Source organism: Pseudomonas sp. MM211 (genome assembly GCF_020386635.1).
Classification (GTDB): Bacteria; Pseudomonadota; Gammaproteobacteria; order Pseudomonadales; family Pseudomonadaceae; genus Aquipseudomonas.
In genome coordinates, this window is sequence record NZ_CP081942.1 from 4416566 (window position 1) to 4431785 (window position 15220).

Genomic DNA, 15220 nt, shown 5'->3' on the forward strand with positions numbered 1-15220 from the left:
AGCTAAACGGCGGTTATACGCAAACCGCCGCCGCGGCTCAAGCCAGGCGTGTAGCGCTGAGCGCTTACTGCTCGTCGAGCGCCAGACGCTCGCGAATCACGTCGACCAGCTTGTCGGGCTGGAATTTGGAAAGGAAGTTGTCGCAACCCACCTTCTTCACCATGGCATCGTTGAAGCTGCCGGACAGCGAAGTGTGCAGCACCACGTACAGATCACGCAGACGCGCGTCCTGTCGAATTTCGGTGGTCAGGCGATAGCCGTCCATTTCCGGCATTTCGGCATCGGTGAAGATCATCAGCAGCTTGTCGGTCATCACCTGGCCGGTGTCCGCCCAGGCCTTGAGCATGTTCAGCGCCTTCAGGCCATCGGTGGCCACATGCATCTTGATCCCCAGCTGCGACAGGGTATCGCGCAGCTGCGACAAGGCCACGCTGGAATCGTCGACCAGCAGCACTTCGCGGCCGCGGGCCTTTTCCAGCATTGGATCGGCCAGGCGGTCGCTGGAAATACGGGTGTCGTACGGCACGATCTCGGCCAGCACTTTCTCCACGTCGATGATCTCCACCAACTGGTCGTCGACCTTGGTGATCGCCGTCAGGTAGTGGTGGCGCCCTGCTCCGCCAGGCGGTGGCAGGATGGATTCCCAGTTGAGGTTGAGAATGCGGTCGACGCCGCCGACCAGGAACGCCTGAATCGAGCGATTGTATTCGGTGACGATGATGGTGCTGCGCTCATCGGGCACGATAGGCCGCATGCCGATGGCCTGGGACAGGTCGATCACCGGCAGGGTCTGGCCACGCAGGTGAATCACCCCGCAGACGAAGCGATGGCGCTGCGGCATCAGCGTCAGCTTGGGCATCTGCAGGACTTCCTGCACCTTGAATACGTTGATCGCGAACAACTGCCGGCCAGCCAGGCGGAACATCAGGATTTCCAGGCGGTTCTCACCTACCAGCTGTGTCCGTTGATCAACGGTGTCGAGAATACCGGCCATTATTCGCTCCTGTGAGGCGTGATGTTCTTGTCAAGCTATCGGCCAGGCGTCGCATTACTGAAGGCGGCATGGCGCAACGCCATCTTGCACCAGCGGCTGATGGGAAACCAGCATCGCTATATCTAGTCGTGCAGTAAAGGAGACTGCTGTGGAAGATGCACACGCAGCGCCTGTGGCCGCGCGGAAAAACGCATGCTGTGCCCCTCACGTGGCTCACCATCGAGGTTCAGATCGAGCCCCTCCGGCGCTTCGATTTCCAACCAGGGCAAGCGAGCGCTGACGGACACACCCTCGATTCCTTTCAGCCCACCAGAGAACAGCGTCCCCAGCGTGCCAACTACATCGGACGCCGCCGGAACGATACACACATCCAGCAAGCCGTCGTTGACTCGCGCGTGGGGGCACAGCACATGCCCGCCACCCGCCTGCCGACCGTTACCGATACCCAGGGCGAGAAACTCACCTTCCCACTCGAAGTCCGGCCCCTTGAAGCGACCAAAGGCCGAGCGCACTTCGGCAAAACGGGTCAGGCCGGTAAGCATGTAGGCGGCACCGCCCAGCACGCGCTTGAGATCTTCGGAGGTATTGGCAGTGACGTTGGAGCCAAAACCACCCGTCGCCATATTGAGGAACAGTTGGCCGTCGACCTCACCCAGGTCGATCGGCTGCGCCGGCGTATCGAGCAGCGCCAAAGCATCGGTAGGCACGACCGGAATACCGGCAGCGACAGCGAAGTCATTGGCGGTACCCAGGGGCAGCAGCGCCAAACTTGCATTCGTATTGGCCTTGGCCATCGCTTCGGCAATATCTCGCAGAGTGCCGTCACCGCCGCCGGCGATCAGCGTCTGATAACCCGCCTGCAAGGCTTCTGTGACCAGACGCTGGGCGTCACCCGCTTCCCACGTCAAGCGCACGGCCAGATCCCAGCCGCGCTCGCGTTGGGTCTTGACCGCCGTGCGCACCTCTTCGTTGAGGGACTGCTTACCATGAAGGATCAACAGCGCTTTACGCTCTTGCATAACGGCTCCGAAAACGGGATTGAAAACGACTGCCTATGCAGACAACGCGCAGGAGAAATAATCACACCGTCCATCTCCTGCTCGCCGACTATCGACTCTACACCTCAGCCGAGTAATTCACTCATTGGAATGAAGTGCAGGCTGTCGCCTTCTTTCAGGGTGGTACCTTCCAGCACTTGCGCCAGCCCTTCGGCCCAGGCGGCACTGCGCAGCACGCCGGAGCTCTGATTGGCGTACGGCACCACGCGGCCGTTTTCCAGGCGCGCACGCAGGAACTCGCGGCGCTTGCCGGGTTTTGCCCAGACGAAGCCCGCCGGCACCGCGAAGCCCAGCGGCTCGACCTTCTGTACGCCCAGGCGGCGCAGTAGATAAGGCCGCGCCAGCAGGCCGAAGGTTACCAAGGTGGACGCCGGATTACCGGGCAAGCCAATCACCGGCCGCCCCCGGAACTCGCCGACGGTAAGCGGCTTGCCGGGCTTGATCGCCAGCTTCCACAGGGCCAGCTCGCCGGCCTCGCGCAAGGCGATGCCGAGAAAGTCCGCCTCGCCCACCGACACGCCGCCGGTGGAAAGAATCAGGTCGACATCCTGCAGGGCGCCGAGGGCCTCGCGGGTACGTTCGAGATCATCGACCAGAATGCCGGCATCGATGACCTCGCAACCCAAGCGCTGCAGCCAGGCGACCAGCAGGTAGCGGTTGCTGTTGTAGATCTGCCCGGCGCCCAGCGGCTGACCAGGCTCGACCAGCTCATCGCCAGTAGACAACACCGCCACACGAGGTTTGCGACGCACCGGCAACTGCGCCAGGCCAATCGAAGCCGCCAGCCCCAGCTCTACCGGCCCAAGCCGCGTACCGGCGGTGAGCAGGGTTTCGCCTTTGCGGTTCTCCTGCCCCTGGGGGCGTATGTTCTGGGCGACTTTCATGGCCTGATCGAAATGCACGCGACCGTCATCGCCGAGGCTGACGTTTTCCTGCATCTCCACCGTATCGGCGCCAAGCGGAACCGGTGCGCCGGTGAAGATCCGTGCACAGGTGCCAGGCTCCAGCGCCTCGGGCGCGGTGCCGGCAAAGATGCGCTGGCTGACCGGCAGCGGCTCGCCCTGCCAGTCGGCCAGGCGCAGCGCGTAGCCGTCCATGGCACTGTTCGGCCATGGCGGCAGATCCAGGCCGGCGATCAGCGGCTCGGCCAGCACGCGGCCATCGGCCTGAGCCAAGTCGACCAACTCATGGCCTTCGATAGGGGTAGCGTCAGCCAGCGCCAGCAAGCGCTCCAACGCCTGCTCCACCGGCATCAGCGGCGAATGCTGCTCGCTCATCCGCGGCTCTCGCAGGGAGCGGCGAGCTTGAGGTGCGGCACGAAATTGCAGGGGCGATGACGGGCATCGAGCTGCTCGGCCAGAATGCCGTCCCAGCCGGTACGACAGGCATTGGTCGAGCCAGGCAGGCAGCAAACCAGCGTGCCATTGGCGAGGCCGGCCAGCGCCCGGGACTGAATGGTCGAAGTGCCGATATCGGTGGTCGATATCTGTCGGAACAGCTCGCCGAAACCATCGACCTGCTTGTCCAGCAGGCAGGCCACCGCTTCCGGTGTACTGTCACGTCCGGTGAAGCCGGTGCCGCCGGTGATCAGCACGACCTGCACCACGTCTTCGGCGATCCAGGTGGCGACCTGAGCGCGGATCTTGTAGAGGTCGTCTTTCAGCAACACACGCTCGGCGAGGCTATGGCCGGCCGCTTTCAAGCGGTCAACGAACAGTTGTCCGGAGGTGTCGGTTTCCAGCGTGCGGGTATCGCTGACGGTCAGAACGGCGATATTCAGGGGCACGAATGGCGCATCGGCCTTGTGGCTCATGGCAGGCTTCCAGTTGTCGTGAACAATGGCCGGTGTTATACCACAGCGCCACCGCCGGAGACCCTGCCATGCCTACCTCAGCCCCGCCCCAAAGCCTCTCGGTGGTCCTGCTCGCAGGCGGGCGCGGCCAGCGTATGGGCGGCCGCGACAAGGGCCTGGTGCACTGGCAGGAGCGGCCAATGATCGCATGGCTGCACGACCAGGTTCGGCCACTGACCGACGACCTGATCATCTCCTGCAACCGTAATCACGAAGCCTACGCGCCCTACGCCGACCACCTCGTCGGCGATGACAGCGCGGACTATCCGGGCCCGCTGGCCGGTATTCGTGCAGCCCTGCAGATCGCCCGCCACCCTCTCCTGCTGGTGCTGCCCTGTGACGCCCCCAGAGTCGACCGCACGCTGCTCGACGAACTCCTCGCGCTGGCCGGCGAGCGCCCAGTGATGGCCAGCCGCGACGGCCATTGGGAACCGCTGTTCGCGGTCATTCCCCGCAGCCTTCTACCCTCCCTGGAGCAGGCCTGGCAGGCCGGTCAGCGCAGCACCCAGCGCTGGCTGAAGGATCATCAACCTGTGGCGCTAACCTGCGCGCCAGACGATCCGCGCCTGAGCAACGTCAATTCACCGCAGCTCATTGAGTAGAACGGACTTGCAGTGCAGGCCAGCCAAGCAGTAAATACAGTGGAACTTGGGCTCGAAGCGCCCGTCTTAGCCCAAGTAATCATTCAGCTTCGATTTTAAGGAGACATGTCATGAAGCAACGGACTACCGCTGCATTTCTACTCGCGTTCGGCCTGGTTACCCTGGTCGGTTGTTCCACGCCTTCGGTCATCACCCTGAACGATGGCCGGGAAATCCAGACCGTAGATCGCCCTGATTTCGACGACGACACTGGCTTCTACGAGTTCGAACAACTGGATGGCAAGCGCACCAAGGTCAACAAAGACCAGGTTCGTACCGTCAAAGAGCTGTAAGCACCTTTGACCCATCGTGGGCGTAAGCACCAAGCGCTGCGCCCCGATTTAAAATTTTTTGCTAAGCCCTTGTGCTGTAAAACTTTTTCAGTACAATTCGGCGCATTCGGAGTGTAGCGCAGCTTGGTAGCGCGTCTCGTTCGGGACGAGAAGGTCGCAGGTTCGAATCCTGCCTCTCCGACCAGATCCCGGTTTCTAGCAGCCCAACCTGCTAAGAAACACCTCAACAAAGCCCGCCTCGTGCGGGCTTTGTTGTATCTGGCTGCTGGCGCCAGCATCTTTGACTAGACCTGCTCTGCTAACCCCCTCGCGCGTCTACCACTCGTGAAATCCGCGTTGGTCGAAGCTAGCCGCTACTAGCGCACCCATGGCAGCAACCAGCCAGAAGCGCTGATAGATCGACATCTAAGGCCGTACCCAGGCTCATGCTGGATGATGGCGCTCTACTTTCTCCGATGTGAAGCACTCGCCCCATGCGGCGCCTTTTTCGGTATCTTCGCAACACCAAGTTGTTCTCTATCCTGCCCAGAGCCTTTGAGCGTGCCTAGATTCCGTCTGTTTTCAGTGGGAGGCGGCTTCTGCCTTGCCGTCTTGCTGGGCCTCCTAGTGGTATTTCTGCTCGATCCGCTGCCGGTACAGAAAGTCCGCAATGCGGTTTTCGACCAGTATCAGCGTTGGCAGCCACGTGATTACCAAACTGCGCCAGTGCGTATCGTCGATCTGGACGAGGAAAGCCTCAAGCGCATCGGCCAGTGGCCCTGGGCTCGCACGCAGGTCGCTACGCTGGTGGACAAGCTCGAGCAGGCTGGCGCGGCTGCCGTGGTGTTCGACGTACTGTTCGCCGAGCCGGATCGCACCTCACCTACCCAGCTTCTGCGCAACAACCAGTTGCCACCCGACTTGGCCGCCGGGCTGGCAGCCTTGCCGGATCATGATGCACAGTTCGCTGATGTACTGAAGCGCGGTAACACGGTGCTCGGTTTTGCCGCTGAACGAAGCGGTCGAGAGGTCGGGCCACCGCTGAGTCGCTTTGGCATGGTGCTACAAGGCCCCTCCCCGCTTGCGTTCGTGCCGGCCTTCCAGGGCGCTACGCGCCCGTTGCCACAGCTGGAGCAGGCGGCTCGTGGCATCGGTGCCATGACGTTCAGGCCCGATGCCGATGGTGTGGTTCGACGCGTACCGCTATTCGTATCGCTGGCTGGTGAGTTGCGCCCATCGCTGGTGTCGGAGGCCCTGCGTGTTTCACAGCGCACCGGTCGCTACCGGATCACCAGCAGTGAGTCCGGGGTACAGCGGGTCGATATTGGCCAGCTGCAGATTCCGACTGCTGCCAGCGGCGAACTCTGGGTGTATTTCACCCCTCCACAACCCGAGCGCAGCATCCCTGCCTGGCAAGTGCTGGACGGGTCGGCGCCGCCCATTGCAAACAGCATCATCATGATCGGCACCTCCGCCCAGGGCTTGCAGGATCTGCGCTTCAGCCCGTTGGGCGGGATCATTCCTGGGGTAGAGGTTCACGCCCAGGCGCTGGAACAGGTGCTGACGGACACCTTGCTACTTAGGCCGAGTTGGGCGCTGGCGGCGGAGAGCCTGACCCTGCTGCTGGGCAGCCTGATACTGGGGCTGCTGGCGCTGAACGCTCCCGCCCTGGCATCAGCCGTGCTCATGGTGATAGTGGTAGCGCTGCTCAATGCTGCTGCCTGGTATGGCTTCGTCGCTCACAGGCTGCTGCTCGATCTGTTTACCCCATCGATCGGGCTGATGCTGGTGTACGGCGCCGCCAGCATCGTGCGGCACATGGCTGCCGAGCGCGAACAGCGCTGGATACAGGCCGCCTTCTCACGCTACGTGTCCCCCAATCTGGTCAGCCATCTGGTGGCACACCCGGAGCGGCTGACACTCGGTGGTCAGCGGCAACTGTGCAGCTTCGTGTTTACCGACATCACCGGGTTTACTTCGATGATGGAACGCCAGACGCCCGAGGCGGCGGTAAGCCTGCTCAATGATTACCTGGAGCAGGTCATTGGCATTGCGTTCCGCCATGAGGGCACGCTGGATCGAATCGTCGGGGATGCGGTGGCGATCATGTTTTCCGCCCCAATCCCGCAGGCCGATCATCAACAGCGAGCGCTTTCCTGCGCGCTGGAGATCAATCGTTTTGCCCAGTCCTATGTCGCATCGTTGCGCGAGCAAGGCATCGAGTTCGGCCAGACGCGCATCGGTGTGCACTGCGGCGAAGTGGTAGTGGGCAATTTCGGCGGCTCGACGATCTTCGATTACCGCGCGCTGGGCGATCCGGTTAACACCACGTCGCGCCTGGAGAGTTTGAACAGGCAGATAGGCACCCTGCTGTGCGTGTCCGAGGCAATTCGTCAGAACTGCCCTGAAGTGCCGATGCGGCCGGTTGGCGAAATAGTGCTCCAGGGAAAGGTCGAAGCCGTGCAGGTATTCGAGCCGCTTGAGGCGATGGTCGTGCCCGTTGTTACCTGCGACGAGGCTTACGAGGCCGCCTACCGTCTGCTGAAGAGCGCTGATCCTGATGCGTTGGCGGTATTCGAGAACCTGAGCGAACAGCGCTCGTGGGACGGGCTGGTCGCCTTTCACCTTCAACGCCTGCGCAGTGGCGAACAAGGCACCCGCCTGGTGATGGCCCGCAAGTAAAGGCCTGCCGATGCAGGCTTCAGCGGACGGTGACTTCGACCCGGCGGTTGGCGGGCTCCGGCTTGTTGTCCGGGGTTTTCACCAATAGGTTGCCTTCACCATGGGAGGTAACCACGAGCTCCAGGGCCTGAAGACCATTGTCTTGCAATTGACGGGCAATGGCACGGGCGCGCAACAGCCCCAGCTCTTCGTTGTATGTCTTGCTGCCAACGGTGTCGGTATGGCCGATCACCGAAACAGCCGATGGCCCGCGTTCCCTGACGGTCTGCAGCACTTCCGGAATTTCCGCCTGAGACTTCCTGGTCAGGCTGGTGCCGCCCGTATTGAAGTACAGCAGATAGCTTTTCGGCAACGCAGGCTGCGCTGCCCGTGCGGCGGAGAAATCCTTGTCGAGTCTGGGTTCACCCACCTGGAACGGCTTGGCGCTGCTGCCGTCGAGGTTCACGGCATAGCCCTTCTGGTCGACGCGGGTGAGACCTTTATCGGTTTTAACCTCAATGGCGCCTGTACTTCCGTCGGGGCTTTCCACCAGCACCACATAAGATTTGGAGGCGCATCCACTGCCCAGCAATGCGAAGAGAAGAACGGCGATTGCGTACGTATAGGTTGGAGGCATGCCGTATTCGAACTCAATCGACCTTGACGAGGAAGTGGGTGCCACGCACGCCGATGGTGCCGGTCGGGGTGTTGATCTCGACGGCCTTGGGCTTGAGCTTAGCGATAGTGCCAGAAATGTAATCAAGCGTGCCGTGAGTGATCTTGGCACTGAGTTTCAATTCGTCCTGTGCCGGATCGAAGAGGAACTCGTCGATGGTCAGCTCGCTATTGGGGCCGAAAGACATCACGGTGTTGTCCTTCAGGGTCACCCCCATCGAGCCCGCCGAACCGGTTTTCACCACGCTACCGACGTACAAAGGTGTGCCAATCGTCGCCGATTGCGTTGTGCCATCTATGCTGACGGTGGCCTCTCCCTGTACCTTCATCACGTAACCTATTGATGTAGCTGGCTCAACTGCGAGCGCTGCCGATGCCAGCAATGCGCTGGCAAGTGGCAATATCCTGAAGCGAGCAAACACAGTAATCTCCTTCTTCATTCTATTTCCCTGAGTTGAACTGAGCGTTGCACATCCAGCCGCAGCACCACTGCGTGGCCGGATGTACGAAGTAGTACGCGATGGGACTCTAGCGCAGGTTGCAGCATGTCATCAGGGCAAATCAAGCCGAGATTCAGACTACGGTTCAAGAGCAGTAAGCTGGTGGTCGCCACCTTCCTGCTTTTGCAGCTGGCGCCTATATTGGCGCTTACCCTGGGTGTTCCGCCAGCGGTCTCGCTTTGCCTGTCCATTGTGATAGTGCTGTGCACGATGCCGCTGGTGCTGGGCGGCATGGAAAGTATTGATCGCACCATCAAGTTGCTGATGCAGGACACCCAGAAAATCCGCCAAATGGATTTTTCCGGCGAACTGCCGCCGGCTTCGATGTTCGCCGAAATCGAGACCCTCAATCGCAACCACATCGAGATGAAAGCCGCCCTGCAAAGCCAGACCCAGGCGTTGCAGGCTTCACAGATGAAGCTTTCCAGCCTGGTCGAGAACGGCTTGCTGTTGTCATCCGAGCGCGACCGGGATGCGCTGCTGCGCCATATCCTGATGCAAGGAAAGCGCATCTGTAATGCTCAGGCCGCCACCATGTACCTCAAGACCGAGCACAACACGCTGCGCTTCGCGTTGCGCTCCATGGACGATGAGCTGCCGACGATCGAACTGCCCCTGCATGATCCGCAGACCGGCCTGCCCAACGAACGGCACGTGTCGACCTACGCTGCACTGCACAACGAAACCGTCGTCATAGACGACGTATACGCCGAGAGCCGCTTCGACCTCAGCGGAACACGCGGTTTCGATAGCGAGTCCGGCTTTCATACCGTCTCCATGCTGACCGTACCGCTGGCGCCACGAGGCGGCGAAGTGATCGGTGTCCTGCAGTTCATGAACGCCCTGGACGTCGAAACGGGCGACGTGATCGCCTTCTCACCGCAAGTGATGTCATTCATTGGCGCGCTGGCCTCCCAGGCTGCCGTCGCGCTGGAAAACCATAACCTCATCGATTCGCAGCGTGCCCTGATCGACGGCATGATTGAAGTGCTGGCCGGCGCGATAGACGCCAAGAGCCCCTACACCGGCGCGCACTGCGAGCGTGTACCGGAGCTGGCGATGATGCTTGCCGAGGCGGCCAGCGATGTCAGCGAAGGGCCGCTGGAGCACTTCCGCTTCACCACCGCAGACGAATGGCGCGAGTTCCGTATCGGCGCCTGGCTGCATGACTGCGGCAAGATCACCACGCCTGAACATGTTGTCGACAAGGCCACCAAGCTGGAGACGATCTACAACCGCATCCACGAGGTGCGCATGCGCTTCGAGGTGTTGTTGCGCGATGCGCAGATCGAGCGCCTGCAGCGAGTACTGGATGGTCAGGATCGGTTGCAGGCCGATGCGCAATATCAACAGCTCGCCCAGGCGCTACAGGATGAATTCGCCTTCATTGCCGGGTGCAATATCGGCGGCGAACTCATGAACCCCGAGCATGTGGGCACCCTTCACAAAGCGGCAGAGCGAACCTGGCTGCGGCATTTCGATGACCGCCTGGGGCTCTCCCCCGCCGAGTTGGCGCGCGTCGCCGAACTGTCCGTGGCGTCCCTGCCCGCGGTTGAACGGCTACTGGCAGACAAGCAACAACATATTTTCCCGCGCCCGGAGACCAAGGCGCTCGACCCCAAGTACGGCTTTCAGGTCAGCGTTCCCGAGCACCTCTACAACCATGGCGAGCTCTACAACCTGAGTATCAGCCGCGGCACGCTGACCGCCGAAGAGCGCTTCAAGATCAACGAGCACATCATTCAGACCATCGTCATGCTCGAAAATCTACCGCTGCCTTCGAACCTCAAGCGGGTGCCGGAGTATGCCGGAACCCACCACGAAACCCTTCTCGGAACCGGATACCCGCGAAAGCTGGACAAGAGCCAGCTGTCCATTCCGGCACGCATCATGGCCATCGCCGATATCTTCGAAGCGCTGACCGCCTCCGACCGCCCCTACAAGCAGGCGAAGACCCTGTCAGAGTCGATTGAAATCCTGGCCAGGCTTCGCGACAAAGGCCATATCGATGCCGACCTGTTCGCACTGTTTTTGCAGGCAGGACTGCCGATGCGTTACGCCGAGCGCCATTTGCACGCCGACCAGATCGACGCCATCGACGTTGATCGTTTCTTGCTGGAGTAACCAGCCCGTAACGCTGCCGAAGGGTCGCACCCTCTTTGAGGGTTCTGTTTGGGACAACCGATATCAACCTAGGGCTGGCGTCTTTGGCTAAATGTTGGTGGAAGTGGGCGGCAGTTACCGGCCAAAAGCGGACGATTAAGAAAGTAGGCTTGGAATCAAGCGGGGGGTCGTTAACGATTTCACTCTTGGGGACTAGATAGATTAGAGACAGTCTACTCACCCAAAGCTGGTTAAGTTGGTGCCGATAAAATCCGTCTCCTTTTCGCTGGTAGGTGAGCTCGCAGCTTACGGGACTGCAACGTGCGCTCGTTGAGAAATACCGCCATTGGCCGCTACCCACTGCATAAACGTTTGGGTGTCTGCACTTTTTTCAGTTTGCTGTTCCAGGTGGTAGAGCAAGCTGCCTGAACCGGCATTGGAAAACCCCTGCACGTACTCGGATTCCAGCTGAACACTAAGCATCGGCGCCCCAAGCAGGCCTGTCTCCCGCGCGCCCGGTGCATTGATGTCGGCACCATGCGCCACCAGCAACTTCGCCAGGTCCGTGCGTAGCTCAGACCATTTGTTGCCATCTGCGCAGCAGAAGTTAATCAGCAGTAGAAACAGCGAACCGGCGTAACCAAAGCAAGTGCTGCTCTGGTAGTAAACGTGAGCCTGGCAAGCAAGGTTGGGGTTTAGGCCGCGCTCTAGTAAAACCCGGAAAATACCGAGCGTGGCGGCGGCTTCGTTGTCGTCCAGTGGGTGGTTGCTGTCGTTCAAGGCAAGGTGATAAAGCACCTTGCCTTGAAAGTAACTGGGCTCCAACCATTGGCTAACATCTGCACCAGCCGAGATCAGGCCAAGGGCAATACTGGGCTTGATGGTTAGTGCCGTAACTGCCGCGGGCTCAGCCCCTACAGAGCTGTTCAGGTCGATACCAGCGACTACCAACTGCTCCAGAGTCTCCGCCCCTCGCAAGCTGTAAATGAGGCGTTCTAGACGGTCAGAGTCATATTGGATTTCTGGCGCGATGGCCAGCGCGCCGTTACGCTCCAGCAGAGCCAGCAGCACTGGGTCATCGTCGAACAGCTCGGCACTGTGAAACAACAGCGAGCCTTGCTCTTCTGAGAACGGCTGGTTGATGTCTGCGCCCGCCTCTATGAGCATTTCGGTCATGGCCGGGTCTTTGTAAAATCCCTCGGCCGTTAACCAGACCTCATTAACGTCGGCGCCGCCGGCCAGCAGACCTGCGAGGACGGCGTGGCGATCTTTCTGTTGCTCTAAAGCAGAAATTGCATAGATGACTTCCCGCGTGTATGGCTTGCAGGCACTCAAGTTGACGCCTGCCTTGAGCAACGCTGCCATCGACTTTTCCAAATAGTGTTCACAGGCGTGAACAAATAGGGGGCGGCCGGTAAAAATACAGTCGGGGTCTAGGCCCGCCTTGATCAGCGCAGCCAGCGAGCTGTCCTGCTCATCCTGGATAAACATGTATGCCTTACCGGCATCATCCAGAATAGGTTTAGGGAATGCTTTGGCGGAAATCTTTTTGCCAGCTTGGAAGCAGATGGTTTCAGATTCGCCTACTTGGGTGTATTCGGCAGAAATACGAATGTAGTCGGCGCCTAAGGTATGTAACGCATCCACCTGCGCTTTGCCCATCATGTCGTGGCTGGATGCTTCGAGAGTGAAGAGCAGCAAATTTCCGTACAGCGCGGGCGGCGTCAATACCGGATTGTCCCAGTCACTTAGCAGTGAGCCTTGATAGGCACCACTACGCTCCAGCTTTTGCAGTTCAGCTAGCAGCGGAGCGAGTTTTTCCTTGGGCTCGGCAATGCATTCAACCTTGAAATAATTTTCTGACATGTTTTCTTCCTTGAAGGTAGTTCGAGTTAAAAGCAGCCCAACTGGTTGCCGGACAGGCTGAAAATCTAACAGATTGAAGACTAGAAATGGGCGTGCGAACTGCACCTCAGCAATAAACGATTGCCTGTGGATGATGATTTGTTGCCCCCACCAGCTTTGCTCACGATCCCACTCAGGGTCGGAGGTGCAGATGTAATTCACTATTCTAAAAGTACGCTTTTGGCCGGTTAGCGACCATTGCTCTGGCTAGAGCATCCTTGTCCTCTCACACGCGGAGGACTTGCCATGAACATCATCGCTACCTGCAGCCGTCAGCCCTGGAACAAAGGGAAATTGGTAGGGCAGAAAACCCCGCTCCGACTTAGAGATATCTGGGCGATCCGAGTAAGGCTTCAGATTGCAGAAAGAACCCGGGATCTGGCTCTCTTCGATCTGGCCATCGACAGCAAGCTTCGAGCCTGCGACTTAACTAAGCTCCGTGTGCGCGACGTCGCCCATGGCGAGAATGTGTCATCAAGAGCCATGGTGATGCAGCAGAAAACGCACCGGCCAGTCCAGTTTGAGATCACTGAGCAAACACGTTCTGCTCTCGCAGCCTGGATACATCAAGCTCAGCTTCGTAGCGAGGACTGCCTTTTTCCGAGCCGGCTGCAAACCTCAGAACATCTATCTACTCGGCAATACGCTCGTATCGCCAAAGGCTGGGTGCAAGCCATTGGCATTGATCCGGCTATATATGGCACTCACACAATGAGACGTACGAAGGCATCACTGATCTATCGCAGGACGAAGAACCTGCGGGCGGTTCAACTGCTGCTAGGCCATACGAAGCTGGAGAGCACCGTTCGATACCTCGGGATCGAGGTCGATGACGCCTTGGAGATGGCGGAACAGACCGAGGTTTAACCATGCAGAGCGACGGTCGAAGTTAGACCGTCGCTAACCGGCCAATAGCGGACATTTACTGGGCAAGCGTTCGCTCGCCCAGAGCAACCTCAACTACCTCAGAGCTCGCCAGTTAGAAACTGCGCTCGACCCATACCGAAGCTCCAGTCGTCATCACGGTTGGTAACCACTGAAACCATGACATCCGTTGCAGCAATACCGCATTTCTCTTCAAGTGCAGCTACCAGCAGTGCATAAAAGCGCTGCTTCATTTCAACGCTGCGCGGCCTGCTGATAGCCGTAATCACGACGACGCGGTCAGTTCGCTCGAAACCAAGCCCGGTGTCCTGAATGATCATATGGCTCGGCTCGTGCTCATTGAAAATCTGATATCGATCACGCTCAGGCACCTCAAATGCTTCCACCATTGCCTGATGAGTTGCGTCTAGTAGCTGTTGGATTTGCGCACTGGTGCGGCCTTTGATTGCATCAATTTTTAGCAATGGCATGTGAACTACTCACTTGAAGGTTAAATGCGCGATAGACCCCGCAGGTGAGCGAGGCAAGATTGCTTGATTGGCCGCTTGGCATTCGATGAGGTCTTAACGCCGCCATTCCTCGATCAGCTTATTCATCAGATCTTCGGCGGGTAGCTCACGCGCCATGGGGGCTCCTTGCCCGGCCCAATGTGCGGCGAATTTATGATTGCCTTTGTTGGCGGCCGCTGCAGACAGCCTCTTTGCTGCGTCGTATGCAAGCGGATAGGCTGCCACCTGGGTTTCCGATCCCCTATCCAGATGCTGAATAAACTGATTTACGATCCCGCGTGCCGGGCGGCCAGAGAAGACCGAAGTCAACCGGGTATTGGAAGCATGCTCACTTCGTAGTGCGGCTCGATAACCCTCATTCGCCGCGGACTCCGGGCACAGGATAAATGCAGTACCAAGCTGAGCCGCTGCAGCTCCTAGCTCCAGCGCTGCATGAATCCCTTGCCCGTCCATAATTCCGCCTGCAGCGATGATCGGAAGGTCTGTGTTCTTCACCAAGAGTCGAACGAGCACCGGCATCGTCAATTGCTCGTCGACAGCGTCCAGGTCAAACACGCCCCGGTGCCCACCTGCCTCGATGCCTTGAGCCACAATCGCATCAAGGCCCAGCTTTTGGATCTGTCTTGCTTCATCAAGGTTAGTCGCGGTAGCCAACGTGCAGATGCCTTCATCTTTCAGCAGGCTGACCTGCTGCGCCGTGGGCAGGCCGAAATGGAAGCTCACTACAGCGGGGCGCTCTTCGAGAAGCATCTGAAAAACTTCTTCGTCGGCGATAAAGCTCTTATAAATTTCGTTCAGCGAGGTCGGCACATCCATCTCGCACTCCTGAAACAAAGGCTCCATGCGTTGCAGCCACGCTCTCTCCAAGGGCTCATTGCGCAGGGCGGGTGCATGACAAAAGACATTCACATTGAATGGTTTTGAGGTGAGCGCTTTAGTTCGCGAAATCATCTCTTTCGCCTGTGAAACACTGCTAGCTCCGATCCCAATGGAACCCAGCCCCCCTGAATTCGATACCGCGGCAGCCAACTCTGGCGTCGCTACACCGGCCATCGGAGCCTGGATGATGGGGTAGATGCGCAAACGAGCAGCAAAAGAACTAAAAACACTCATTACCCTGAACTCCCGCTAGACGACTACGAAATCGATGGAGGTTGATTGTTCT

14 protein-coding genes and 1 tRNA gene are annotated in these 15220 nt (G+C 59.3%); 6 read left to right on the plus strand and 9 right to left on the minus strand.

Annotation, left to right across the window (positions count from 1 at the left end; all coding sequences use genetic code 11):
• Window positions 1–64 precede the first annotated feature (64 nt).
• The 4 genes from K5Q02_RS20330 to moaB form a co-directional block, all read right to left on the minus strand.
• Entirely contained in the window at window positions 65–994 is a 930-nt protein-coding gene (locus K5Q02_RS20330; protein WP_225833642.1) for a chemotaxis protein CheV, read from the minus strand.
• Window positions 995–1116: 122 nt separating this feature from the next.
• A complete protein-coding gene (gene yegS / locus K5Q02_RS20335; protein WP_225833644.1) occupies window positions 1117–2013 on the minus strand; it encodes a lipid kinase YegS in 897 nt (298 codons plus the stop codon).
• Between the two features lie 104 nt (window positions 2014–2117).
• Window positions 2118–3329, minus strand: a complete 1212-nt coding sequence (locus K5Q02_RS20340) for a molybdopterin molybdotransferase MoeA (RefSeq protein ID WP_225833646.1) — start codon at window positions 3327–3329, stop codon at window positions 2118–2120.
• On the minus strand, window positions 3326–3865 hold the full coding sequence (gene moaB, locus K5Q02_RS20345; protein WP_225833648.1) for a molybdenum cofactor biosynthesis protein B: 540 nt from the start codon (window positions 3863–3865) through the stop codon (window positions 3326–3328). The genes K5Q02_RS20340 and moaB overlap by 4 nt, the downstream gene beginning before the upstream one ends.
• A gap of 68 nt (window positions 3866–3933) precedes the next feature.
• Between moaB and mobA the strand changes: the two genes are divergently transcribed.
• From mobA to K5Q02_RS20365, 4 genes are all read left to right on the plus strand, one after another.
• On the plus strand, window positions 3934–4506 hold the full coding sequence (mobA, locus tag K5Q02_RS20350; RefSeq protein WP_225833650.1) for a molybdenum cofactor guanylyltransferase MobA: 573 nt from the start codon (window positions 3934–3936) through the stop codon (window positions 4504–4506).
• A gap of 110 nt (window positions 4507–4616) precedes the next feature.
• A complete protein-coding gene (locus K5Q02_RS20355; protein WP_225833652.1) occupies window positions 4617–4838 on the plus strand; it encodes a YgdI/YgdR family lipoprotein in 222 nt (73 codons plus the stop codon).
• Between the two features lie 107 nt (window positions 4839–4945).
• Window positions 4946–5022 (plus strand) — tRNA-Pro (locus K5Q02_RS20360).
• Window positions 5023–5378: 356 nt separating this feature from the next.
• A complete protein-coding gene (locus K5Q02_RS20365; protein WP_225833654.1) occupies window positions 5379–7499 on the plus strand; it encodes a CHASE2 domain-containing protein in 2121 nt (706 codons plus the stop codon).
• A 19-nt stretch (window positions 7500–7518) separates the two neighbouring features.
• Here the strand turns inward: K5Q02_RS20365 and K5Q02_RS20370 are convergent, their stop codons facing one another.
• Window positions 7519–8115 carry an OmpA family protein gene (locus K5Q02_RS20370; RefSeq protein WP_225833656.1) on the minus strand — a complete coding sequence of 199 codons (597 nt, stop codon included), beginning with the start codon at window positions 8113–8115 and terminating at the stop codon, window positions 7519–7521.
• 13 nt (window positions 8116–8128) lie between these two features.
• Window positions 8129–8593 carry a FecR family protein gene (locus tag K5Q02_RS20375; protein ID WP_225833658.1) on the minus strand — a complete coding sequence of 155 codons (465 nt, stop codon included), beginning with the start codon at window positions 8591–8593 and terminating at the stop codon, window positions 8129–8131.
• Between the two features lie 291 nt (window positions 8594–8884).
• On the opposite strand from K5Q02_RS20375, the gene K5Q02_RS20380 reads away from it, so the two are divergent.
• Entirely contained in the window at window positions 8885–10777 is a 1893-nt protein-coding gene (locus tag K5Q02_RS20380; protein ID WP_225833660.1) for an HD domain-containing phosphohydrolase, read from the plus strand.
• A gap of 285 nt (window positions 10778–11062) precedes the next feature.
• On the opposite strand, the gene K5Q02_RS20385 is transcribed toward K5Q02_RS20380, so the two are convergent.
• Window positions 11063–12823, minus strand: coding sequence for a hypothetical protein (locus K5Q02_RS20385; protein ID WP_225833662.1), 1761 nt, complete (start codon window positions 12821–12823; stop codon window positions 11063–11065).
• A gap of 84 nt (window positions 12824–12907) precedes the next feature.
• On the opposite strand from K5Q02_RS20385, the gene K5Q02_RS20390 reads away from it, so the two are divergent.
• A complete protein-coding gene (locus K5Q02_RS20390) occupies window positions 12908–13528 on the plus strand; it encodes a tyrosine-type recombinase/integrase (RefSeq protein ID WP_225833664.1) in 621 nt (206 codons plus the stop codon).
• A 98-nt stretch (window positions 13529–13626) separates the two neighbouring features.
• On the opposite strand, the gene K5Q02_RS20395 is transcribed toward K5Q02_RS20390, so the two are convergent.
• On the minus strand, window positions 13627–14016 hold the full coding sequence (locus tag K5Q02_RS20395; protein ID WP_225833666.1) for a tautomerase family protein: 390 nt from the start codon (window positions 14014–14016) through the stop codon (window positions 13627–13629).
• Between the two features lie 93 nt (window positions 14017–14109).
• A complete protein-coding gene (locus tag K5Q02_RS20400) occupies window positions 14110–15168 on the minus strand; it encodes an NAD(P)H-dependent flavin oxidoreductase (protein ID WP_225833668.1) in 1059 nt (352 codons plus the stop codon).
• Window positions 15169–15220 lie beyond the last annotated feature (52 nt).